At 39.3% G+C, this 22,367-nt stretch carries 22 protein-coding genes; 6 read left to right on the top strand and 16 right to left on the bottom strand.

Translation table 11 applies throughout. The annotated features are described in order from the left end of the window. Window positions 1-18 precede the first annotated feature (18 nt). Entirely contained in the window at window positions 19-456 is a 438-nt protein-coding gene (gene hepT / locus NSQ71_RS04435; RefSeq protein WP_094245252.1) for a type VII toxin-antitoxin system HepT family RNase toxin, read from the bottom strand. Window positions 457-1,039: 583 nt separating this feature from the next. Here hepT and NSQ71_RS04430 point away from each other — a divergent pair. Together NSQ71_RS04430 and NSQ71_RS04425 are read left to right on the top strand one after the other, a co-directional pair. Beyond that, entirely contained in the window at window positions 1,040-1,306 is a 267-nt protein-coding gene (locus tag NSQ71_RS04430) for a DUF3055 domain-containing protein (protein WP_063387089.1), read from the top strand. 58 nt (window positions 1,307-1,364) lie between these two features. Continuing rightward, the gene (locus NSQ71_RS04425) at window positions 1,365-1,646 is read left to right on the top strand and encodes a hypothetical protein (RefSeq protein ID WP_063387090.1); all 282 of its coding nucleotides are present in this window, start codon (window positions 1,365-1,367) and stop codon (window positions 1,644-1,646) included. Between the two features lie 62 nt (window positions 1,647-1,708). Here NSQ71_RS04425 and NSQ71_RS04420 read toward each other — a convergent pair whose 3' ends face one another. Beyond that, window positions 1,709-1,984 (bottom strand): YutD family protein, encoded by a 276-nt coding sequence (locus NSQ71_RS04420; RefSeq protein WP_340733081.1) that lies wholly within the window; start codon window positions 1,982-1,984, stop codon window positions 1,709-1,711. Between the two features lie 114 nt (window positions 1,985-2,098). Here NSQ71_RS04420 and NSQ71_RS04415 point away from each other — a divergent pair, with 114 nt between their 5' ends. Beyond that, entirely contained in the window at window positions 2,099-2,731 is a 633-nt protein-coding gene (locus NSQ71_RS04415; RefSeq protein ID WP_094245251.1) for a YhcN/YlaJ family sporulation lipoprotein, read from the top strand. A 93-nt stretch (window positions 2,732-2,824) separates the two neighbouring features. On the opposite strand, the gene lipA is transcribed toward NSQ71_RS04415, so the two are convergent. Next, entirely contained in the window at window positions 2,825-3,721 is an 897-nt protein-coding gene (gene lipA / locus NSQ71_RS04410; RefSeq protein WP_063387093.1) for a lipoyl synthase, read from the bottom strand. Between the two features lie 196 nt (window positions 3,722-3,917). Here lipA and NSQ71_RS04405 point away from each other — a divergent pair, with 196 nt between their 5' ends. Beyond that, entirely contained in the window at window positions 3,918-5,003 is a 1,086-nt protein-coding gene (locus NSQ71_RS04405) for a M23 family metallopeptidase (RefSeq protein WP_340734403.1), read from the top strand. A 784-nt stretch (window positions 5,004-5,787) separates the two neighbouring features. Here the strand turns inward: NSQ71_RS04405 and NSQ71_RS04400 are convergent. The 4 genes from NSQ71_RS04400 to NSQ71_RS04385 all read right to left on the bottom strand — a co-directional run bounded on the left by NSQ71_RS04400 (window position 5,788) and on the right by NSQ71_RS04385 (window position 10,361). Beyond that, the gene (locus tag NSQ71_RS04400; RefSeq protein WP_063387095.1) at window positions 5,788-6,096 is read right to left on the bottom strand and encodes a YunC family protein; all 309 of its coding nucleotides are present in this window, start codon (window positions 6,094-6,096) and stop codon (window positions 5,788-5,790) included. A 57-nt stretch (window positions 6,097-6,153) separates the two neighbouring features. After that, on the bottom strand, window positions 6,154-7,563 hold the full coding sequence (locus tag NSQ71_RS04395) for a bifunctional metallophosphatase/5'-nucleotidase (RefSeq protein WP_066249209.1): 1,410 nt from the start codon (window positions 7,561-7,563) through the stop codon (window positions 6,154-6,156). Next, a complete protein-coding gene (locus tag NSQ71_RS04390; protein ID WP_066249206.1) occupies window positions 7,556-8,446 on the bottom strand; it encodes a DUF72 domain-containing protein in 891 nt (296 codons plus the stop codon). The genes NSQ71_RS04395 and NSQ71_RS04390 overlap by 8 nt, the downstream gene beginning before the upstream one ends. Window positions 8,447-8,987: 541 nt before the next feature. Beyond that, complete coding sequence (locus tag NSQ71_RS04385) at window positions 8,988-10,361, bottom strand: IS1380-like element ISGsp2 family transposase (protein ID WP_339195758.1); 1,374 nt, start codon at window positions 10,359-10,361, stop codon at window positions 8,988-8,990. A 237-nt stretch (window positions 10,362-10,598) separates the two neighbouring features. On the opposite strand from NSQ71_RS04385, the gene NSQ71_RS04380 reads away from it, so the two are divergent. Both NSQ71_RS04380 and NSQ71_RS04375 read left to right on the top strand, forming a co-directional pair. Then, on the top strand, window positions 10,599-11,108 hold the full coding sequence (locus NSQ71_RS04380) for an SMI1/KNR4 family protein (RefSeq protein WP_340733076.1): 510 nt from the start codon (window positions 10,599-10,601) through the stop codon (window positions 11,106-11,108). A gap of 173 nt (window positions 11,109-11,281) precedes the next feature. Next, window positions 11,282-12,532: an IS4 family transposase gene (locus NSQ71_RS04375; protein WP_339192832.1), complete on the top strand. Its 1,251-nt coding sequence runs from the start codon at window positions 11,282-11,284 to the stop codon at window positions 12,530-12,532. A gap of 1,020 nt (window positions 12,533-13,552) precedes the next feature. Here the strand turns inward: NSQ71_RS04375 and sufB are convergent. From sufB to NSQ71_RS04330, 9 genes are all read right to left on the bottom strand, one after another. After that, complete coding sequence (gene sufB, locus NSQ71_RS04370; protein WP_063386926.1) at window positions 13,553-14,950, bottom strand: Fe-S cluster assembly protein SufB; 1,398 nt, start codon at window positions 14,948-14,950, stop codon at window positions 13,553-13,555. A 31-nt stretch (window positions 14,951-14,981) separates the two neighbouring features. Further along, window positions 14,982-15,416, bottom strand: a complete 435-nt coding sequence (sufU, locus tag NSQ71_RS04365) for a Fe-S cluster assembly sulfur transfer protein SufU (RefSeq protein WP_063386927.1) — start codon at window positions 15,414-15,416, stop codon at window positions 14,982-14,984. Then, window positions 15,406-16,626, bottom strand: a complete 1,221-nt coding sequence (locus NSQ71_RS04360; RefSeq protein WP_339194488.1) for a cysteine desulfurase — start codon at window positions 16,624-16,626, stop codon at window positions 15,406-15,408. Before NSQ71_RS04360 ends, sufU begins: the two co-directional genes overlap by 11 nt. Continuing rightward, window positions 16,626-17,936, bottom strand: a complete 1,311-nt coding sequence (gene sufD / locus NSQ71_RS04355) for a Fe-S cluster assembly protein SufD (RefSeq protein WP_066249201.1) — start codon at window positions 17,934-17,936, stop codon at window positions 16,626-16,628. The genes NSQ71_RS04360 and sufD overlap by 1 nt, the downstream gene beginning before the upstream one ends. 17 nt (window positions 17,937-17,953) lie before the next feature. Further along, window positions 17,954-18,739: a Fe-S cluster assembly ATPase SufC gene (gene sufC / locus NSQ71_RS04350; protein ID WP_063386930.1), complete on the bottom strand. Its 786-nt coding sequence runs from the start codon at window positions 18,737-18,739 to the stop codon at window positions 17,954-17,956. Window positions 18,740-19,516: 777 nt separating this feature from the next. Further along, window positions 19,517-19,705: a hypothetical protein gene (locus NSQ71_RS04345; RefSeq protein WP_063386931.1), complete on the bottom strand. Its 189-nt coding sequence runs from the start codon at window positions 19,703-19,705 to the stop codon at window positions 19,517-19,519. A 66-nt stretch (window positions 19,706-19,771) separates the two neighbouring features. Continuing rightward, window positions 19,772-20,617, bottom strand: a complete 846-nt coding sequence (locus tag NSQ71_RS04340; protein WP_094245247.1) for a MetQ/NlpA family ABC transporter substrate-binding protein — start codon at window positions 20,615-20,617, stop codon at window positions 19,772-19,774. Window positions 20,618-20,635: 18 nt separating this feature from the next. Continuing rightward, on the bottom strand, window positions 20,636-21,304 hold the full coding sequence (locus tag NSQ71_RS04335; protein ID WP_066249196.1) for a methionine ABC transporter permease: 669 nt from the start codon (window positions 21,302-21,304) through the stop codon (window positions 20,636-20,638). Further along, window positions 21,297-22,322 (bottom strand): methionine ABC transporter ATP-binding protein, encoded by a 1,026-nt coding sequence (locus NSQ71_RS04330; RefSeq protein WP_063386934.1) that lies wholly within the window; start codon window positions 22,320-22,322, stop codon window positions 21,297-21,299. Before NSQ71_RS04330 ends, NSQ71_RS04335 begins: the two co-directional genes overlap by 8 nt. Window positions 22,323-22,367: the final 45 nt, after the last annotated feature.

Genomic DNA, 22,367 nt, shown 5'->3' with positions numbered 1-22,367 from the left:
ACTCCTTCAATCAATCCATTACGGCTTAAAAGCTGTAACTGGTCCAAGTTCATCTTCCAAGTAGGTTCGAACACGATGGCAAAAATTTCTCAAAACTTGTAAATGGGTTGATATTGAATCATACAGTTCTTCATGCCGTATGTTTAAATAATCTTGAACGAGCATTTTTCTGTAGGAAATTAATTTTTTTAATCCTTCCGCATCCCTGCTGTCAACGACAGATTCATCTTCTAAAATGTCAATAATGTCTTCATAGCTGCCCGGGTCCCGCATAATAAAACCGTCAATAATTCCGTTTCCGATATCTAAAATCGCCTCAATCAACAATTGGGCAATCCGCTCCAACGCTTTTTTTTCAACATCAGACTCCCACTGTTGATGTCCTTCAAACATGGATACAAGATCTTCTACAAATTTTACAGTATCTTCAATCTTTTTTCTGTCCACAAAATACATATGATTTCTTTCCTTTCTTAAGGTTTTTGTATCCGTTTTTTATTTTACCATACTCGACCATTTGAACTACCTACTACTTTACACACTTTTGAGTTTTTTAAAGCAGAGCACTAAAATCCTCTCGTTAGACGGATCGATTTTGGCAAACAGAGCTGATGTTTCTAAAATTTGGATTTCGTGATTGAGCAGGCGCAAGCTTTCCGCGGTTTGATACATCTTGCATGCCGGGTAGGATCCGCTTAGATTTTTTCAATTTAGTAAAGAAATTCCTAAACGCGCACAAAAAATTGCTTTTACAGATGACGATTTTTCATGACAAGCAGAGGAGGATTTTGAATATGACTTTCGTGCCGATTCATGATATGTTTCTCCAATTAACTTCCCATTCGATACAGAAATCATGGCTGATTGGCAGCAGATGTGCGGGCTGATAAAAAAATTGTGTTATTTTGCTTCTATTTCAACAGAAAAATCGCTATGCGAATCGAAACAGAGGTAAGTTTTCTCACAAATTTGCGATAAATCGTTGTGAATGCATCATCTTATGCTACAATGCAATTATAAGAAACGGAGGTAATGAACCATGGCCGAACGCTTTTTTTTGTATGATGAAACCGTCGAGACAAAAACAAGATTTGTTAGCTTTATGGGAGAAAATCAACGCTTTGATTTAGCCATTATTCAATCGGACCGCTATTACGGAAAATATCTTGTACTAAATTTGCAAAGCAACCGGTTTGCGATCATTGGGGAAGATGATCTTAAAGAACCGGGGTATTTAGAAGATGTTTATCAATTAAATGATGAAGACGCAAAAGAGCTTCGGGAGTTTTTATATGAGATCGTCTAATGTATAAATTACCTTCCATGAGGAACGATAATGGTAAAATCATGGACAGGTGAACAAAATGGACAAACAAAATGAATATACTGATTTTTCAGTAGTGGAAACAATGCGAAACTATATTATCCCGGAGGATATGCCGGAAGGCGCCTACGGAGCTCCGCGGGGAAAGGATGAACCTGTGGAGAATAAAAGCACACCTTGGGAAGAAGGTCAGCGTCCATATAGCAGTTTTAACTATGAATTCAAATCCTTGCATCAGAATTTGCCGAGACAATTTCCGGGCAGTCATCCTCCTCATGATGAACCTGATAAAAATGAAGAAGACCCGTATGAAATAAAGTAATCAGGACGGCTGTATGCCGTCCTGATTACTTTTTCACACCCAGATGTTTTTGCATCTGGCGTTTATTTTTTTATTTTCTTTAATACAAAATAAGGACAGCCGAAATTGCAATATTCATACAAATATTCATCTAATGAGCTGATTTTCGTATCATGTGTTGCTTTTTGGTTTTGATCATCAAAAAATCCTCTCAGCCGCAATTGGCTATATCCCCAATCGCCGACAATATAATCATATTTGTTTAAAATTTCACTGTACCTTGCTTTAAAAGCCTCTTCATTAAAACCATTTTTAAAATCTTTTATAAGCTCGTATGTTTGATTAAAAATTGTGATCATTTACAAATTCACCCTCTTCCATATGTTTATCATAAACAAATGATTTCCCTCCATCAATTGCCTGACAACAATTTTTTAAAAGCGGCAATCCTAAAATTATAAGGAGGTGCTGAAATGAAAAAAAGGCTTTTTACTCCTTTTATCATAGCTGCGCTTGCAGCCAGCGGGTGCCAATATGATCAAGAAGGAAAAGGTCTATATAATGAAAACGGGAATACGGTAAACGTGGCAGAAAGAAATGATAATTATAACAGCAATAAAGATTCAGACAGCTTTGGATATGTCCGGCATCAAAAAAGTCCAACAGCCGGAATAGAGAAAGCCACAGTAAAAACTCCTGTCATCAATCGGGAACAATTAGCAGACGTAATCGGAAGGCTTGCCGTCCAGCTTCCAAATGTTCATGATGCTGCTACGCTCGTAACAGATGAAGAAGTTCTTATAGCGTATAAAACCGATTCAAACAACAAATTTGAAACAGCTGACCAAGTGAAAAAGACAGCTGCATCCATTGTTCCGCGTTATTTTCATATTTATGTAACCGATAATCCTAATCTGTTTAAAGAAATCGAATCATACAGCACTCTTGATGGAGAGTCTCCAAATATTAACCGCAATTTAAACCAGACCATTCAGCGCATGTTAAAGTCTCCCCAAGGAAGAAAATTGAATGCTGGTGAAAATGCAAATGGCGAAGGATTCGGAGAAATGAACGAAAGTATTGATCACGACATAAAAGATCAATGAAATAAACGTTGATGCATAGGTGAATTTTTTAGAGGTTATTTACCTATTTTTATTAAAACGGGCCGTCAAGAAATTCTTGACGGCTCTGTGGCTTTAAGCTTTTGCCTGCCGCTGTTTGGCTGCCTCATTTACTTGTTCATCAGCATGATAAGACGAACGGACTAACGGACCTGCCTCGCAATGGCTGAATCCTTTTGACAAAGCAATTTCTTTTAATTCTGCAAATTCATCTGGATGGTAAAATTTTTGAACTTTTAAATGTTTTTTCGTAGGCTGCAAATATTGTCCGATTGTGATGATGTCAACATGATTTGCACGAAGGTCGTCCATCGCTTCGATAATTTCTTCTTTCGTTTCCCCAAGCCCGATCATAATGCTTGATTTTGTCGGAATATCCGGATTGATTTCTTTTGCTCTCCGCAAAAACTCCAAAGAACGTTCATAGGTTGCACGAGCGCGAACCCTTGGGGTTAAGCGCCGAACAGTTTCAATATTATGGTTTAAAATATCAGGTTTAGCATCCATTAATGTTTTTAAATTTTCGTACACTCCGCCCATGTCAGATGGAAGAACTTCTATTGTAGTAAATGGATTTTTTTTGCGCACAGCACGAACCGTTTCAGCAAAAACGGCTGCTCCGCCATCTTTCAAATCATCACGGGCAACTGCAGTGATGACAACATGCTTTAAGTTCATAATGCGGACGGAATCCGCTACACGCTCCGGCTCTTGCCAATCAAGCTCGGTTGGCAGTCCTGTTTTCACTGCACAGAAGCGGCATGCGCGTGTACAAACGCTTCCTAAAATCATAAATGTTGCCGTTCTTCTCACTGCCCAGCATTCATGAATATTGGGGCATTTCGCTTCTTCACAAACCGTATGAAGCTTTTGCTCGCGCATCAATTTTTTTAACCCTGTGTAATTCTCGTTTGTATTTAATTTTATTTTAAGCCATTCAGGTTTTCGTAAACTTTCTTCTTTTTGAGCCATTTTTCATCATCTCCAATATGTAATCATTAAAAAAATAAAGATGATACACTATAGTCAATTTAACATAATGAAAGATATTGGACAAGAAAAAGGAATTTTATATTCCTTCAATTTCCAGCCATTGAAACTTTACTTTTTTCTTACACTAAGACATGACATGATGGAAAGGAGTTTATCAATTGTGGTTCTCAGAAAAATGTTATTATTGGCTGCACTTTTATCTTTATTTTCCAGCCATGCCAATGCGTCCAGTCAATTAACTGAACAACAAATAAATCATTTGCGAATGAGCCTGTATAAAAAGGTGGAAGCCATCACCCAGATTCCTTGGTATGTATTGGCTGCGTGCGACCAATACGAACGAAACGTCAGAAAAATAAAAAATGATATCCCAAAACAAAAAGGAGTTATTGGCATTTACATTCCTCCTGATAAATGGGCTGGGACAGCCAATCCGAATTTGAACGACCAAAATCCGGTTAGCATTCAGCTATTTGGGGGAATCGGAATGGATGGAAACGGCGACGGCAAAGCGCAAATGGATCATGATGAAGATGTCTTATATAGTTTTGCACATTTTTTATCAAAATATGGTAATGATATAGAAAATTTAAAAATTGGTTTATGGTCTTATTATCACCGTGATAAAACGGTCGGAATTATTTTAGGTCATATGAAATTGTTCAAACATTTCGGGCATCTGCAATTAAACGAGCATGCTTTTCCTCTTCCCGTCAGAACTGATTACAGCTACCGTGACACATGGGGAGATGCGCGCGGATGGGGCGGCCGGAGAATTCATGAAGGCACAGATATATTTGCACATTATGGCGTACCGGTTCGTTCCACTTGCTACGGAATTGTCGAAATGAAAGGCTGGAATCGCTATGGGGGCTGGAGAATCGGTATTCGGGACATTCAGAATACGTACCATTATTTTGCACATTTAAACGGCTTTGCCAAAGACATTCACGTTGGACAAATCGTAAAACCGGGGCAAATCATCGGTTCTGTCGGAAGCAGCGGCTACGGCCCTCCAGGAACATCTGGCAAATTCCCGCCGCACTTGCATTACGGGATGTATAAAGACAACGGTAAAACCGAGTGGTCTTTTGACCCTTATCCGCATTTAAAACTATGGGAACGGCTTGAATGGCAAAAAGAAAAATCGAGTAGGAGGGAGCGATTAACTCCCGTCCTCTCACACCACCGTACGTACGGTTCCGTATACGGCGGTTCAATTAAGATAATTGACGCAAGTTTTCATAACTTCCGTGAATAGCTGTTCTCTTTATGCCAGTGGTCACTCCACCCTCCAAGAGGTCTCCCACGGGATTCACCGCTTCCTCCCTCAAGTGAGGTACTACGTTTTCTGTGTTCATCATGACTCACTGAATGCCAAGGGCTATTCTCTCTTAATTGTTCGGTCCTTCTTAGTTGTTCTAGACCAACTAATACTATGACCTCTGCTGACTTCTGACGGTTCAGCTACTTATCACTAAGTAGGTTATGAAGCGTACTTCACATATCCACCAGACCTCCCCGGGTAAGTACATGCACTTTCACACCATCTATCCGCCTCATTTACTCGATATGACCTTCGACAGAAAGAGCTTTGTTTTGTTTTGCAAACTCACTCAATCATACCTAGCCTTATATGAGGTTCGTGTTCCTCGGACCGGTGTTTTGCCTCCAGCTTCCTTCAGATTCCGCGTCACCACGGACACCCTTGCTCTTGGCTAACCTCTACTTCTGTCTTCGGGGTTCGGGACTTACACCCTATAGTTCATATACATGCCGGGCGCACAAAATAAAGAGCCCGCACCAACTCAGGAACGGGCTCTTTATGAATCAATTTTATGTTTTTTACTCGACTGAATGGCAATTACTTGCGACTATATCGCTGATCAAATGATAGAAAATACTTTTTCATGTCTGTTGAAAAAAAATCCATTAAGGAATACATCTTATTTAAATTCATAGATGGTACGTTTTGGAAACTTCTTTCATCTGTACACTATAGATGAGCAATAATCATTCTTTTATAAAAAGATAATGGTTGTTTTTTATTTTTCTACCATTTTCAATAGTGCTTCTTTGCCTGTCATCCCTGCTTTAATGCCAATTGCCTCCGCTTCTGTTGTGACTGATTCCAATGGGGCTTCAAGAAGCTGCTCAATTGTCCTCACTCCGACAGCGCGGCCGGCAATAATTTTTCTCTCTTTTAATTTTTCATTCAATAAGGCTACATCAAGCGCACCGCACATAATATAACCTTTTTCGGCTGTAACAGCCATGAAATTCGTTTTTGGCAGCTGAATGGTAATGGCGGTAAATTGATGATCACCAATTTTAACCGGCGATACAGATACCATAAAATACCCTCCTTCCCTACTTCACTTTATGAAAGGAAAGGTGATGTTGACAAAAATTTATTGATGGATTTGCAGGAACTGTTTCGATAATTTCCAAGCAAGTACATCTCTTAGCAATTCAGGCATGAAGTATATTTTATTCTTTACACGGCTTAATTGCGGATATAATGGACCTAATGTAAACATATCAATAGTTGCCACTGCATACACATGATTTTGATCAAGATGTTTTCCATTTACAAAGATCTTTTTCACATGTTCCTTGCCATCTTCCAACGTTTCCATGACCGTTTCAATGCCGTCAAAAACCATACGCCCCATTACTTTGCCTCTGAAGCCTAATCCTTTAAGCTTCAATTGCTCCATTTCTTTTGTCCGTGCTTGTAAAATAACTTCTTTTAATTGATCGCCTTGAACCATGATTTTACAAGGATTAATCGGATGAGGACAAATCCGGTGCAAATCGCCTTTTGTGACGAGTCCTTTCGGAAGCGATTCAAGCAATACTCCGGCATTCACCATGGAAACTTCCCCATCGCACCATTCTTTTAAAGCGGAAGCCAACAGTTTTGCAAATGGTGAATCTGAAAACCAATCAATCCGTAATTCTTCTTTTAATTCCACAACAGCTTCGTTAAGTTTTTGAGCACTTTCAGCTTTTTTTTGATCAAGCCACTTTATAGTAAAAACATCTTCTTTTTCAATCGTTTTCGTTTCAATAATCTCCGCTTTTTTATTTACCAGCTTCTTTTGAGCAGAGTCGATCTTAAGTTCAATATGTCCAAGCCACTGTCCAAACTTTCCTGCTCCCGCCAAAAGCGTATTGCCTACAAGCTTTCCACGATCAAGCACATGATGTGTATGGGCTCCTAATATAACATCGATATCAGGAAATTGTTGAGCAATCCATTCATCATCGGATATTCCAAGGTGTGATAAAAGAATGATAACATCTGCTTTGCCCCGGATTTCCTCCAATGTTTCTTTTATATTTGCCATCGGTTCTGTTATCATCCACCCTAACTGACGGTAAAATTGCTCAAAGCAAACCGTTACGCCTAAAATACCGATTCGGACTCCATTTTGTAAATGTTTAATCACATAAGGCTTTGCCCATTTTGGTCTAGTACCGTCTAAGTAAAATAAATTAGACACAATGACAGGGAATTGTGCATGATTATACAGCCGATCCAATGCTTCAAAAGGAAGAGTAATTCCTTCATTATTTCCAATCGTTATTGCATCTGGAGTTAAATGATTCAGCAGCTCAACATTTGCGACTCCCCCGGTCGCTTCAGTAATTGGGTGAAAGCGATCGACGTGATCGCCGATATCGAATAAAAAAACAGTTTCGTTTTTACTTTTATGAATATGTTTTTTTGTTTTTAGATAATGAACGATTTTCGGCCAATTTTCAAAATGACTGTGCAGATCATTCGTATGATATATATGAACCGTCTCAATCAAAGTCGCTCTCTCCTTCAGTGGGATACTTTTCAAAACACTCAAATAAATCAAGCTGCCTTGGCGCTAAATCATGATATGTAATTCCTAACTTTTTCATCAGTTCTTTTCCATTGTCCGCCGCGTCTCCGCCCGAGTTGTTGTTGAAAATGAGATAGAGATCTTTAGTTTGCTTTTTCAGCATTTTTATGTGTCCTTTCCATTCATCAAGCTCTTGTTCATTATATCTATATAAATATCGTACTTCACGCCAATTCCCTTCTTTTGGCCTCAGCCATCCATGAACATTTCGTCCATGAAATCTTACCAAGGTCTTTTCTCTATTCGTGCAATATAATACGGTCGGAACTGAATTTTCCCCTGCCTGCGGCTCATCACAAATGGTGTGAATCCACCCTTCCTTCTCCATGAATTGAAGCGTTTTTTCATAATATGTAGGAAGGAACCAGGAGCGGTGGCGAAATTCTAGTGCACAAGGGGCATCCTTCATTTGCTCTTTGCACCATCGCAAGAAATCAACATTTTCTCTTTTGCAGTGAAACCAAGGGGGAAATTGAAAAAGAACCATTGCCAATTTATTCGCTTCTTGAAAGGGCTGAATCATTTTATAAAAAGCAGCGAACATTTCTGAGCGGCTTTCGAAAGATCCTAAGCCTGTTTCGTGTCCAGTCATTCCTTTATACGCCTTTACAATGAATTGAAAATTTTGGGGCGTCTCGTTCACCCATTTTCGAACGTTTTTCTCAGGCTGTATCGAATAAAAAGTGGAATCGACCTCAACAACAGGAAAATGTCCTGCATAAATCGTTAATTTATCATTCGATGATGTTCCGGATGGATAGAGAGAATCATGATCTCCCCAACCTGTCAAGCCTATGTAAATCATTTCTTACTCCTATCAATGTAGTCTTTATATACTCATCATAATACAGCATCGAAAAAGATTCACGATTTAAGCATTTTTTTGTTATAAAAGGCTGGCAGTATTTTTGGACATTGTATTTATAACAACAATAAAAATAAAGAGTTTTGCAACAAAAAAGTTCAAATATCTCATCCTGTACAGTTGCTGATCGAAAAAACAGGTAAAGTAAAGATGTTATAAGGATCTATGATCAGGAAATAATTCACAGATTCATCATTTACAACTTGAAAAAGCTGATGCTGCCAATTGGACTACTTCAGATAGAAAAATTACAGAAAATGGTATAATAAACATATCCTGAATCCGTGATGAATTGAAATCGACTTTGATTTTGTTGTAATTTTGATGGATTGATAATCCATAAACCCCTTTTATGCTTATGACCTATGTCATCTCTATTTCCGAAAATGGAACAAATCTCTGTTTTAGGTATACGAACCAAAAAAATAGACAAAAAAGCCCAGGGAGTGACGTTGGACATCAGTGATCGAACATTCGTTCGTTATCTTACCTCTCTCCATTTCTGATAGACGTTCAGTAGGGGCTCGCTATAGCCACTCCTTCGCGTCAGTTTCATCCAGATCTGTCGTGATCGACGGACGAGTCGCCCTGCCATCGTGATCACCGTCTGAATAATCGTCTTGATGCGGCGGCGTTTCACTTTGTGGTGCAACGGATGTCTCGGATCGCTTAATAGATCTTGTCCAATCAGACGAAGAAGATTGTAAACGAAGGCTCCCATGACCAACACGAGCGCATTCGTTTTCATCTTCCCAGATGGAAGCCGCTCTAAATCTAAGTCGCTCTTCAGTTCGCTATGAAACTGTTCGCATGTCGCATGGTCATGATACAACGCGAGCACATCGCTCATTCGAACATGCTCGTATCCTTTGAGCCGCACCCAATAGCTTTCCACTTCATAATCAGGAACGAGCATCAGCTGTCCATTGCGTTCCATCGTCCGTTCCGTCACTTGGGTGACTTGAACGTACGTATACGTGTTTCCATCGATCGCTGCCTTCTGTGGAAGGCATAGCTCATAGGTTTGTACTCCTTCGCTTTGTCCATCATCGACACGTTTGCCCTTTTGCGAAGCGATCTGGAACCAAAGCGCTTTCGATTCTCGGCGTAAGTTTCGCTTGATGACAAAGTCCACGTCTTCCTTTAGGCATACGTGCACATTCGCTTCTGCATCGTTTCCTGCATCCATGCGAACAAGCAGACGAGATGAAGTCAGTTGACGAGCTCGACGGATAGCGGTGACTAAAAACGAGGGCATGTTGTCTTGCACATGTTGTTTCCCTGGACGCAACTCGGCATGAACGAGATACCCTTCCTTCCCTGCATACGCAAACAACGGTGTAAAACCGTCAAATCCTTTATACGTTCGACTGACTCCTTCTTTTTTCGTATCGGAGTTGTCAAATGGGGAACCATCTATATCAAGGGGAAGCCATGTCGTCTTTCCTTTGGTCCAACAAGGGGACAAAGTGGCATGTCGTTGAATCAACAGACGTATGGACTCCTCCCAAAGAATCGTTTCGGTCATCGGAAGACAAGCGAGCTGATCGAGTCGTTGTCGCAAGGTTGGAGAGGAAGGCACGTGCTGAATCCCCATCGATGCCGAAAAGATATCGTCCTGACGATACGCTTCGATATGATCGAAATCCGTTTTTCCTGTGGCAAGCAAGCCAATCATCGAGCGAATGACATCGCTATGGGAAATGTGCACTTCTCGACGAACCGTTGGAAGCCGAAGTGCGTTTACCCGTTTATCCAGTTTCGTTCGATGGAGTAAGTAGCCAACGAGAGCAAGCCCAGCACTTGGGGTAATCGCTTCATCTGTCAATACAAACCGAATCGGGAAATCTTTCATCACATCACCTACTTGATGAAGAATCGTCAACGTCGTTTTCCCTTATCGTATCAACGGTTTGCGACCATTGTAAAGATGTTTTGTCACGGATTCAGGCATATAAGAGCACAGTTTGGCCAAATGATAAAATACACCGTATTCTACAATTTTAGTAACCTCATACAACTGTAAAAGGATTTCCACAGAAAGATTGTTAGTCCTTGTTGGATGAATGATAAAAGGAGTGATAGCCACAACATGTCAGTACGAATCAAAATGACTTTAGATGCTTTGAATAAAAGACTAGATGAAAAGAATATGCTGGTTGTTCAAAATGAAGAAGGATTTTTAGGAAAACTACAATTTCGTTTCAATCCCCCTGCAACAGAAGAAGAAATCAAGAAGCTGCCTTTTAATATTCCTAGTGACTATGAAGACTTTCTGAAAATATGTAATGGTGCTACATTATTTGATGATCCTGAAAACGGAGGTGGACTGCAATTATTATCTATCGAAGAGATACTAGAGGATTATCAATATATTGATTATCCTTCAGATTGGTTTCCTATTGGATATGGCTACGATGGCTGCCGGCTCATTATAGCTTTAGCTCCCGAAAGAAAAGGATATCTTTATTGGCTTGACAACGGCGGAAGTTTGGACGATCCGTTTGGGTTTCTAAACCTGACTTTTGAAAAATGGTTTGATTACTTTATAGTAGCCCAAGGTAGTAAGTTTTGGGAATGGACATGGGATTTTAATAGGTAAATTATCGCTTAGGGGCTAAATATATTTTGATCCAGTAGCATTGCATTAAGTTAATTTTAATTTGTCAAGCCCAATTTTATTTATGTTAAATTTCATCTTTTTGGATATAAAAAAACTCCTTATAATTAGGATTGGCAGTCCTATCCAAATCCTAAGAATAAGGAGAAACCATTATGGATAAGAATACCACAGAATCCACAATAAATGAACTATTTAAAGAGATCGATCCAATAACTTTTTCAAAACTAATTAATGTGATTGACGTTGACAAATACATTAAAAAATTAACGGCGTATAAGTTTTTACAACTTTGTATCATCGCTCAGTTAAACGAATTGGAAAGCTTAACAAAATTGGCCAAACATTTGAAAGACAAGGAAGAGTTGCAGACATATCTGGAATTTGATGCAATTAGTACTTCGCAACTTTCTCGCAAATTAGGCCAATTATCCCCTCAACTGTTTGAAAAAGTATTTAAATATCTGGTCTTAAAGATCCAAGGGCAAATGAAAAATGCCCCGATCATCCGAAACATTGGTCGTCTTCTGGTCATTGATTCTACCACGATGAGCATGAGTTTGAGCCAATATCCATGGGCAACTTTTCGTAAGACAAAGGCTGGTGTTCGACTCCATTTAAAGGTTGTTGTAACGAAGGATATCACTGTTCCGGATCAAGGGATTATCTTACCCGCGAAACATGCCGATCGCACACAGATGGACGAACTCATTGAAATCGATCCAAATGCGATTTACTTGTTTGATCGAGGGTATGTCGATTACAAACAGTTCGACCGCTTATGCCGAGAAGGGGTGCGATTCATTACCCGGCTTAAAAAGAACGCAGAGATTGAAGTTTTATCGGAACGGATTCCCAATCCAGAACGTTTGATTTATAGGGATCAGATTGTCATTTTAGGAAATGACCGTAATCATACCAAAATGACTCATCCTCTCCGATTGATCGAAACGGTCGACAGCGAAGGGAATCCCGTGATCATCATAACCAATTGCTTTGATCTTTCTGCGGAAGAGATTGCAGATTTATACCGATATCGCTGGAAGATAGAGACCTTCTTTAAATGGATGAAACAGCACCTTAAGATAAAAAGATTTTATGGAAAAAGTCAAAATGCCGTTTACAATCAAATTTGGATCGCCCTAATCACCTATTGCTTACAGGCCATGCTCCAATTAAAAGTGAATCACGATGGTCCTTTATTAGAGATCAAGCGAACTTTACAGAATCTGCTTTTTAAAGGTTTTGACTGTTTTGTTCGCTCCCTTTTTAAAAAGCCAATTCGAACGTCCAACGGTCGGAAAAAATACCATTGGGAAAAAGATTTTGAAACCATCGTGTACCAATTTGAAGAAGGGGAGGTGGAACACCTAGACGATTTAGTTTATGATCCAATGTTTCTGTAATATATTACCAAATTGTGGAAATGGACTGCCGATTAAGACGTCATTGTCCTTTTAAGCTTGCTTAGAAAGATTGTATGTCTGAATATTCAGTTACATGAAATAACTGGAATTTTTATTGAGCTTGACAAACATTAAATTTTTTTATGCAACGCTACTGATTTTGATCGTATAAATGAGTTTGCTTCTTCTTTATGAAAGGATCTCATTAAAAAGGATGCGGCTTCAGAAAATGACGCGCAATACATATGTATTGAGGTGGTTGTGTTAAAGATCGTGAAAGAAGCCGTGATTGTTTCTCTTGTACTCCATAATTATATATTTTAGGAACAGTTATATTTGGCCAACATCTTATACTCCTAATATGATGAATTTTTATTAGGAGATGAAATTACTGCAAATAATATAGCATTTGGTTTTATCAATCCATTATTTTTCTTGTTATCTTTTATTCTCCTTGCAATGATTTGCGGCTCGGTTTTATATTTTGTATGAGAAGATGTTCAAGCCTCATAGAAAAACGTAAGCCATCATTTATGGTGTTCTAGAGGAGAGGGGCAAGCGAAATTTTAAAGCCTTCTGATTCTTCTTTCTCACAGCCACTATTGGCATTGGGGAAAAGCTGTTATGCAATGTAAACTTTAGAAATAGTCCGGTGAGTGACGTTTCCTGCTTGTGACCTCCACAGAAGTGTGCAAACATGCAAACTCCCTGTTTTTTCTTTACATGATGCTCTCCTTTAGCTGGAGCGAAAGATTAAGATACTAAAGCATAAAAATAACCGCTGACACATATCTCCATGTGACCAAGAAAATTGAGGACGAGGCACTGGAGTTGTATTAACGGTATACAAACATGAATATCTAATTTTTGTGGGTGAATTGTGGGTCTGTCCAGAAAGTCAAATCCCCATTGAAAACAAAAAATTATAAACACCGATATATCAACTTTTCTAAAACATTAATGGGGGCGTCAATAAGCCGTAAAAACGACTTATTAGACACCCCCTTAGTATTATAAGGATTATCCAATACTTCCTTCCATTTCAAACTTGATGAGGCGGTTCATTTCAACGGCGTATTCCATTGGCAGCTCTTTTGTGAATGGTTCAATGAATCCCATAACGATCATTTCGGTTGCTTCCTCTTCAGAAATGCCGCGGCTCATGAGATAAAACAGCTGCTCTTCAGATACTTTCGATACTTTTGCTTCATGTTCCAAAGATATATTATCGTTTAGGATTTCATTATATGGAATCGTGTCGGAAGTTGATTGGTTATCCATGATTAATGTGTCGCATTCAATGTTTGCACGTGCTCCATCTGCTTTCCGACCAAAATGGACAATACCTCGGTACGTTACTTTTCCACCTTGTTTCGAGATCGATTTCGAAACAATCGTAGATGAAGTATTCGGCGCTAAATGAAGCATTTTCGCTCCTGCATCTTGATGTTGACCTTTACCGGCAAGGGCAATGGACAATGTCATGCCGCGTGCACCTTCACCTTTCAATACGACTGCAGGATATTTCATAGTTAATTTCGAACCGATGTTTCCGTCAATCCATTCCATTGTTGCATTTTCTTCACAAACCGCACGTTTCGTTACTAAGTTATACACATTGTTTGCCCAGTTTTGAATCGTTGTATAGCGGCAATAGGCTCCCTTTTTCACAATGATTTCTACAACAGCACTGTGCAGCGAGTTAGTTGTGTAGACAGGCGCCGTACATCCTTCAACATAATGAACGTGGGCACCTTCATCAACTATAATTAACGTCCGTTCAAATTGTCCCATGTTTTCTGAATTAATTCGGAAATATGCTTGCAAAGGCGTATCAACTTTTACTCCAGGCGGAACGTAAATAAATGAACCCCCTGACCAAACTGCAGAGTTTAAAGCGGCAAATTTGTTATCAGTCGGCGGAACGACCGTCGCCCAATATTTTTTAAAGATGTCCTCGTTTTCTTTTAAGGCGCTGTCTGTATCTTTAAAAATGATGCCCATTTTTTCAAGGTCTTCTTTCATATTGTGATACACAACTTCTGATTCGTATTGGGCAGAAACACCTGCTAAATATTTTTGTTCCGCTTCAGGAATTCCGAGCTTATCAAAAGTGCGTTTAATTTCTTCTGGAACTTCATCCCAAGAACGTCCTGAGTGTTCAGAAGGTTTTACGTAATAAGTAATTTCATCGAAATCTAAAGCAGACAAATCGCCGCCCCATTGAGGCATTGGCATTTTATAAAAATGGTCTAAAGCTTTCAAGCGGAATTGCAGCATCCACTCAGGCTCATTTTTCATTTTCGAAATTTGTTCAACAATTTCTCTTGTCAATCCGCGTTCTGCTCGGTATATAGAAACGTCTTTATCGACAAAGCCATACTTATAATCGCCTATTTCAGGCATTTTTTTCGCCATACTTTCTCACTCCAATCTAATTTAAATTTTATCACTCGACTTCAGATCGCACACCTTTTTCCATCGCTTTCCAGGCAAGCGTTGCACATTTGATTCGAGCTGGAAATTTTGAAACGCCTTGCAATGCTTCAATATCTCCTAAATCAATATCATCATCGTATTCCTTGCCTTGCATCATATCGGAGAAGATTTTAGAAAGCTTAAGAGCATTTTCAATCGTTTGTCCTTTGATCGCTTCGGTCATCATGGATGCCGATGACATCGAAATGGAGCAGCCTTCCCCTTCAAACTTCGCATCGATGACTTTTCCATCCTCAATTTTCATTGTCAGATGAATTCTATCACCGCAGGTTGGATTGTTCATGTCAACCGTAACGCTGTCTTGAAGAGAGCCTTTATTTCTAGGATTTTTATAGTGATCCATAATGACTTGACGATACAATGTGTCAAGATTATCAAATGACATTGCCGAAATACTCCTTTGTTTTTTGAATTGCGCGAATGAATAAATCAATTTCTTCTTCAGTATTATATAGATAAAAGCTCGCCCGTGCTGTCGCTGATACTTCTAAGCATTTCATCAATGGCTGGGCGCAATGGTGCCCGGCTCGGATCGCAATACCTTCCGCATCCAGAACAGTTGCCACATCGTGAGGATGAATGCCTTCGAGGTTGAAGGTAACGAGCCCAGCCCGTTCTTTCGGTCCGTAAATTGTCATGCCTTCAATATTTGAGCATTGTTCCAATGCATATTGGGCAAGTCTATGTTCATGATTGAAAATATTCTCAAGCCCAATTTCTTCTAAAAAGTCAATTGCTGCAGCTAATCCAACTGCTCCGGCAATAATTGGTGTACCAGCTTCAAATTTCCATGGGAGCTCCTTCCATGTAGATTCATATAAACCGACAAAATCAATCATCTCTCCGCCGGTTTCAACCGGTTCCATATTTTCGAGCAGCTCTTTTTTTCCGTATAGAACACCGATTCCTGTCGGAGCACACATTTTATGTCCCGAGAAAGCAAGAAAATCACAATTTAAATCTTGAACATCAATTTTCATATGTGGTGCTCCTTGAGCAGCATCTACGACAAGAACAGCTCCGTTTTGATGAGCAATTTCGCCTATTTCTTTTACTGGATTGATCGTGCCAAGAACATTGGATACGAGCGCAATCGAAACAATTTTCGTATTGGCTGTAATCGTATTTCGAACATCACTTAACGAGATAGTTCCGTCTTCTTTTAGTGGTATATATTTTAACGTAGCTCCTGTTTCTTTTGCAACTTGCTGCCATGGAATTAAATTGGCATGATGCTCCATGTACGTAATGACAATTTCATCGCCTTCATTTAAATTGGCCTTTCCATAGCTCTGTGCCACCATATTTAGTCCTGTTGTTGTTCCCCGTGTAAAAATAATTTCCTGGACGGATTTTGCGTTAATAAATTGACGAACTCTTTCCCGTGAACCTTCATAGGCATCTGTAGCTTTTGTACCAAGTGTATGAACACCGCGATGCACATTTGAATTGTACTCGCGGTAGTATTTTGTGATTGCATCAATGACGACATTTGGCTTTTGCGATGTTGCAGCATTATCCAAATAAACTAAATCGCGGCCGTTGACCTTTTGACTAAGGATCGGGAACTGTTTGCGAATTTCTTTAATATCCATTACCGAACTTTCCTTTCAATAACCTCTGTCAATTGGTTTTTTACACTTTCAATCGGCATTTGTCTTACAACAGGATCTAAAAATCCATGAATAATTAATCGCTCAGCCTCCGATTTTGAAATTCCTCTGCTCATTAAATAATAGAGCTGAATCGGGTCAACACGTCCCACAGATGCGGCATGGCCGGCGACAACATCATCTTCATCAATAAGCAAAATCGGATTTGCGTCTCCTCTTGCCTTTTCACTTAACATTAAAACGCGGGATTCCTGCTCAGCATTTGATTTCGATGCACCGTGCTCAATTTTGCCGATGCCGTTAAAAATGGACGTCGCACTGTCTTTCATAACACCATGTTTTAAAATGTTGCCTTCGGTATGTTTGCCAAAGTGAACGACCTTCGTCGTAAAGTTTTGAATTTGGCTTCCTCTCCCAACAACAACTGTTTTTGTATCGCCTATAGAACCGTCTCCGACAAGATTTGTTGTGTTTTCAGAAATCGTATTGCCGTCATTCATTAATCCTAATGCCCAAAGAATTTTTGCATCGCGCCCAGCAACCCCGCGGCGGTTCACATATGTTGTGATGTTTTCAGTCAGATTGTCAACCGCACCGTAGGAAACTTTCGCATTAGTATTGGCGATAACTTCGGTAATTAAATTAAACACAGCACCCTCTGTTTCGGTGGTCGAGATGTAGTTTTCGACATACGTAACAGAACTATTATCATCCGCAACGATGATCACATGATTAAACAAATTGGCTTCAGGGTTTTCATGTATAAAAACCGCCTGAAGAGGCTTTTCCACTTCTACATTTTTCGGCACATACACAAAGACCCCGCCGTTCAAATAGGCTGCGTGCAAAGCTGTCAGCCGATGTTCATCAATTTTTACTCCATCTTTCATAAAATATTGCTGAAGCAAGTCTCCGTGTTCCTTTGCAGCCGTGTGAATGTCAGTAAAAATAACTCCTTTTTCTTTCAAATCTTCAGAGACTGTCAAAAAAGCAGGCGTATTGTCACGTTGTATATAGAGATTTTTATGTTCTTCATCTGCCTCAATAAGCGTTTTTACTTCTTCCGGCAGCTCATCAAGAGAAGATAGAGTGCTGCTGGAAACGACATGTTTAGAAAACTGTGAGAAATTCCATTTGTCGATTTTTGTTTTATCCGGCTTTGGCAATGGAAGCTCTTCAGCTTTTGCAAGAGCAAGCAAGCGAAGATCTTTCAGCCAGTCCGGTTCTCCTAACTGTTTGGAGAAATTTTCTATATATTTCTGGTCAAACGGTAGTTTCGTTTCTACAGTCATTTTGATCCTCCTAACGCTTACGCTTCTTGCCCTACTGTTTCGTCTTCGATGCCTAATTCCTTTTTAATCCAGTCATATCCTTCTGCTTCAAGACGCTGAGCTAGTTCTGCTCCGCCGGATTTCACGATTCTTCCTTGCATCATAACATGAACAAAATCTGGTGTAATATAGTTTAACAGACGTTGATAGTGTGTAATAATCAGGCAGCCAAACTCAGGGCTCCGCATTTCGTTGATACCTTTGGAAACAATTTTCAACGCATCAATATCTAAGCCTGAATCGATTTCGTCCAAGATGGCAATCTTAGGCTCAAGCATCATTAATTGAAGTATTTCATTCCGTTTTTTCTCACCGCCCGAGAATCCTTCATTTAAATATCGCTGCGCCATCCCTTGATCCATTTCAAGAAATTCCATTTTTTCATCCATTTTGCGAATAAATTTCATTAAAGAAATTTCGTTGCCTTCGCCTCGGCGGGCGTTGATAGCTGAACGCAAGAAATCAGCATTTGTGACTCCGCTGATCTCACTTGGATATTGCATGGCAAGAAAAAGTCCTGCACGCGCACGCTCATCTACTTCCATCTCAAGCACATCTTGTCCGTCGAGGGTTATGGATCCTTGTGTCACTTCATATTTTGGATGTCCCATGATCGCGGAGGAAAGAGTTGATTTTCCTGTTCCGTTCGGCCCCATGATCGCATGAATTTCTCCGCCTTTTATTTCAAGGTTCACACCTTTTAAAATTTCTTTCCCTTCTACGGAAACATGCAAATCTTTAATCGTTAATGTAGATCCTGACATAACCAATACCTCCATTAATCTATAGGTCAAATATTAATATCATTCTCAATTTATTCTCATTATTATTTTATAACAAATTAAAAGTGAATACAACCTTTTAATATCTCACAACATTATTCATATTACCAAATTTTTAGGAACAAAGTATATAGTCATCTTAGTATCATTCAAACAAACTTGTTGTATGTATTCAATAAAAAGAAAAACCAGTCTTTGCCGACTGGCTGATTTAGTTTAGCGTAGACAAAAACAATTTCCCTTTCAGATTAGCTGTTACAATTTGGCTGCTGCGGTAATTTCGTTCTCTTTTTCTTTCAACCTTCATTCGCTTCTTATGTGTTCTCCTATATTCGTTATATCCCATTCCGTGAAATTGATGCATTGCTTTTTCCATTTCAGACGTAAATTTAATGTCTATCATTTCTTGGTTTAAATAAATAATGAACCAATCCTTTCATTTTTTATACAATTTAATGTTAGCAATGATTACAGCTTGCAAGCAACCTGCTGTATCGCTGATTAAAACAGCTTAAAACCCATTTTAAGCCAATGAGAAAGGATTAAAGGTTCAATCTTACAAATGCTCCAAAATACTGAAAATTACATCTTTATTTGTTTTTCATGCAAAACATTCCGTTCTAAATGCGGCCGCTAAGCTCATCACAAGTCCTTCTTCGAAAGCTGGTGCAAATCCTGCTGCTTCATATATTTCCTTTCGGCTGCATTCCCGCTGGAGAGAAAAAATACAATATTCATCTTGCATTTGACACTGATCTTTCATGCTATTGATAGCTCAACCTTTTTGAAACAAGCAATTGTAAAATTATGTTGAGTAAATGCCCCATTCCCTTTCTTATGTTCTGCTGAAGCGCTTAATTGAAATGAACAGCACTTTCTATTTGCTTTTTTGGCGGCATAAATTTCACCTAAGTTCGTACGTTTTTTCTCAAATGAAATTTTGTCCAAACAATACCAGCTCAGCTTGATCCAAAAAAAGAAGCTGCGCGTAAATATGCACAGCTTCCCAATTGATTATTCAGCAGGAATAACGGAGCCTTGATAATTTGTTTGAATAAATTCTTTAATTTCATCTGATTGTAACACTTCTACAAGAGCTTTAATTTTTTCAGAGTCTTTATCTTCACTGCGGACAGCAATGACGTTTACATACGGATTGTCTTTTGGCGATTCAAGAGCAATGGCATCTTTTGATGGGTCAAGTCCTGCATCCAGAGCAAAGTTCCCGTTAATTAATACAGCGTCGCCTTCATTGTTTTCATAAGCTTTCGTCAACATTGGCGCTTCGATGTCTGTTTTGAATTTCAAATTCTTTTTGTTTTCTGCTATGTCATCAACTGTCGCTTTCGTTTTATCAACGCCATCTTTCAGCTTAATTAAACCTTTTTCCTCCAGCATTGACAGCATGCGTCCATGGTCAGCAACTGAGTTACTCATGATAATAGTAGCTCCATTCGGAAGCTCCTCTAAAGATTTATATTTTTTTGAATATACGCCAATTGGCTCAATATGAATTCCGCCGGCATTGACAAAATCATATCCATGTTCTTGTTTCTGTGCTTCAAGGTAAGGGATATGCTGGAAGTAGTTTGCATCAATATCCTTTTCCGCTAAAGCTTTATTCGGCAATACATAATCAGTGAATTCTTCAATTTCCAATTTATATCCTTTTTTCTCAAGAAGCGGTTTTGCTTCCTCTAAAATTTCTGCATGTGGAACAGGAGATGCGCCAACTTTAATTACTTCATTTTTCTCATTGTCAGAGCCGCCGGAGCTGCCTCCCTGATTACTTCCACCTCCGCAAGCAGAAGCAAATATCATCGTCGCACCTAAAACAGTCGCTAAAAGCCATTTTTTCATATTATTCTCCTCCTTCGTTTAACGCTTATCAATTGCTCTTGTAATCATATCGCCGATCAATTGGATGATAAATACAATAATCAATATGAGTACAGTTGCAACAAATGTTACATCACTATGATTACGCTGAAATCCTTCTAAATAGGCAAGGTTTCCAAGACCACCGGCACCAATGGCGCCTGCCATGGCTGTATAACCTACCAACGCAATTGCTGTGACAGTTATTCCTGAAACTAAAGCAGGCATCGATTCTGGAAGCAGTACCTTGAAAATAATTGTGCTCATTGTAGCTCCCATCGATTTTGCAGCTTCAATCACCCCCTTGTCAACTTCCCTCAGTGCAATTTCCACCATCCTTCCATAAAAAGGCGCAGCACCAATGATGAGTGCAGGAAGTGCAGCATTAGCCCCTAAAATGGTACCAACGATTGCTTTTGTAAAAGGAAGCAGCAAAATGATCAAAATAATGAAGGGAATTGAACGGAATACATTGACAACTGCTGCAACAAACGAGTGGATAAACCGATTTTCCCACATGTTCCCCTTTGACGTTAAAAACAATAAAAGACCTAAAATAATTCCGAGAAAAAATGTAGCAAATACAGAAACAGCTGTCATATAAACCGTTTCATAAGTTGCATCAATGACTTTGTCCCATTTTACATTTGGCAACAATGTCTCAAACATTCGCAATCACCTCCAGCTCCACTTGTTGATTGCGAATAAATTCAATGGCTTGTTCAACTGTAGTTTCATCTCCATCAAAATGGATGATTAACGTCCCGTAGGATCCACTTTGAGTTTGTGAAATTTTCCCTTGCAAAATATTAACCTCTACATCGAACTCTTTAATGATTTTTGAAATCATAGGCTGCTCCGCTCTGTCTCCTACAAAGGTAAGTTTGACAACCTTTCCATGCTTGTACTTTTCAAGCAGGTAATCAATCGTTTCCATTGTTTCATCAGGTTCTGTAACTTGTTTAACAAATCGTTTTGTAATGTTAGCCTTCGGATTTCGGAAAACCGTCAACACATCACCATGTTCAACAATCTTCCCGTTTTCCATCACAGCCACTCTATGACAAATTTTTCGAATTACATGCATTTCATGGGTGATCAAAACAATCGTTAAACCTAATCGCTTGTTAATATCTACAAGCAAATCTAGGATGGAATCAGTCGTTTGAGGGTCTAAAGCAGAAGTCGCCTCATCGCACAAAAGAACTTTCGGATTGTTCGCAAGAGCTCTTGCAATGCCGACTCTTTGTTTTTGTCCTCCGCTCAATTGCGAGGGATATGCATCTTCTTTTCCTTCTAAACCTACTAGTTTAATAAGTTCATCAACTCTTTTGAGCCGATCGCTTTTCTTCATGCCGGCAATTTCTAATGGAAAAGCGATGTTCTCCCGCACTGTTCTTGACCACAATAGATTAAAATGCTGAAAGATCATACTAATCTCTTTTCTGGCGGATCTCAGTTCTTTTCCTTTAATTTGGTCTATTCTTTTTCCCGCCACTTCAACTGTCCCATTTGTCGGCTTTTCAAGACCATTTAACAAGCGTATTAATGTACTCTTCCCAGCACCGCTGTATCCGATGATCCCAAAAATTTCTCCGCTCTGGATTTGAAGATCAACTTGATCGACAGCTTTTACTTGGCTATGATTCGTATGATAAATTTTTGTAACACCGTTGAGAGAAATCAAGTTTACACCTTCTTTCACACATGCAGCAGCTTCGGTTTAATACTA

The organism is Aeribacillus sp. FSL M8-0235 (genome assembly GCF_038000355.1).
GTDB lineage: Bacteria > Bacillota > Bacilli > Bacillales > Aeribacillaceae > Aeribacillus > Aeribacillus composti.
Note: the sequence above shows the minus strand (reverse complement) of the source record. Positions and strands in the feature narration are given on the sequence as shown.

Bases quoted from the DNA above. Each gene is read 5' to 3' on its own strand.
- NSQ71_RS04340 (WP_094245247.1), bottom strand. From the start codon at position 20,617: ATGAAAAAATGGCTTTTAGCGACTGTTTTAGGTGCGACGATGATATTT.
- NSQ71_RS04375 (WP_339192832.1), top strand. From the start codon at position 11,282: ATGGATAAGAATACCACAGAATCCACAATAAATGAACTATTTAAAGAG.
- lipA (WP_063387093.1), bottom strand. From the start codon at position 3,721: ATGGCTCAAAAAGAAGAAAGTTTACGAAAACCTGAATGGCTTAAAATA.
- NSQ71_RS04430 (WP_063387089.1), top strand. From the start codon at position 1,040: ATGGCCGAACGCTTTTTTTTGTATGATGAAACCGTCGAGACAAAAACA.
- sufC (WP_063386930.1), bottom strand. From the start codon at position 18,739: ATGTCAGGATCTACATTAACGATTAAAGATTTGCATGTTTCCGTAGAA.
- NSQ71_RS04390 (WP_066249206.1), bottom strand. From the start codon at position 8,446: ATGATTTACATAGGCTTGACAGGTTGGGGAGATCATGATTCTCTCTAT.
- NSQ71_RS04425 (WP_063387090.1), top strand. From the start codon at position 1,365: ATGGACAAACAAAATGAATATACTGATTTTTCAGTAGTGGAAACAATG.
- NSQ71_RS04335 (WP_066249196.1), bottom strand. From the start codon at position 21,304: ATGTTTGAGACATTGTTGCCAAATGTAAAATGGGACAAAGTCATTGAT.
- NSQ71_RS04405 (WP_340734403.1), top strand. From the start codon at position 3,918: ATGTTATTATTGGCTGCACTTTTATCTTTATTTTCCAGCCATGCCAAT.
- sufB (WP_063386926.1), bottom strand. From the start codon at position 14,950: ATGGCGAAAAAAATGCCTGAAATAGGCGATTATAAGTATGGCTTTGTC.
- NSQ71_RS04420 (WP_340733081.1), bottom strand. From the start codon at position 1,984: ATGATCACAATTTTTAATCAAACATACGAGCTTATAAAAGATTTTAAA.
- hepT (WP_094245252.1), bottom strand. From the start codon at position 456: ATGTATTTTGTGGACAGAAAAAAGATTGAAGATACTGTAAAATTTGTA.
- sufU (WP_063386927.1), bottom strand. From the start codon at position 15,416: ATGTCATTTGATAATCTTGACACATTGTATCGTCAAGTCATTATGGAT.
- NSQ71_RS04400 (WP_063387095.1), bottom strand. From the start codon at position 6,096: ATGGTATCTGTATCGCCGGTTAAAATTGGTGATCATCAATTTACCGCC.
- NSQ71_RS04385 (WP_339195758.1), bottom strand. From the start codon at position 10,361: ATGAAAGATTTCCCGATTCGGTTTGTATTGACAGATGAAGCGATTACC.
- NSQ71_RS04415 (WP_094245251.1), top strand. From the start codon at position 2,099: ATGAAAAAAAGGCTTTTTACTCCTTTTATCATAGCTGCGCTTGCAGCC.
- NSQ71_RS04380 (WP_340733076.1), top strand. From the start codon at position 10,599: ATGTCAGTACGAATCAAAATGACTTTAGATGCTTTGAATAAAAGACTA.
- NSQ71_RS04360 (WP_339194488.1), bottom strand. From the start codon at position 16,626: ATGGATATTAAAGAAATTCGCAAACAGTTCCCGATCCTTAGTCAAAAG.
- sufD (WP_066249201.1), bottom strand. From the start codon at position 17,936: ATGACTGTAGAAACGAAACTACCGTTTGACCAGAAATATATAGAAAAT.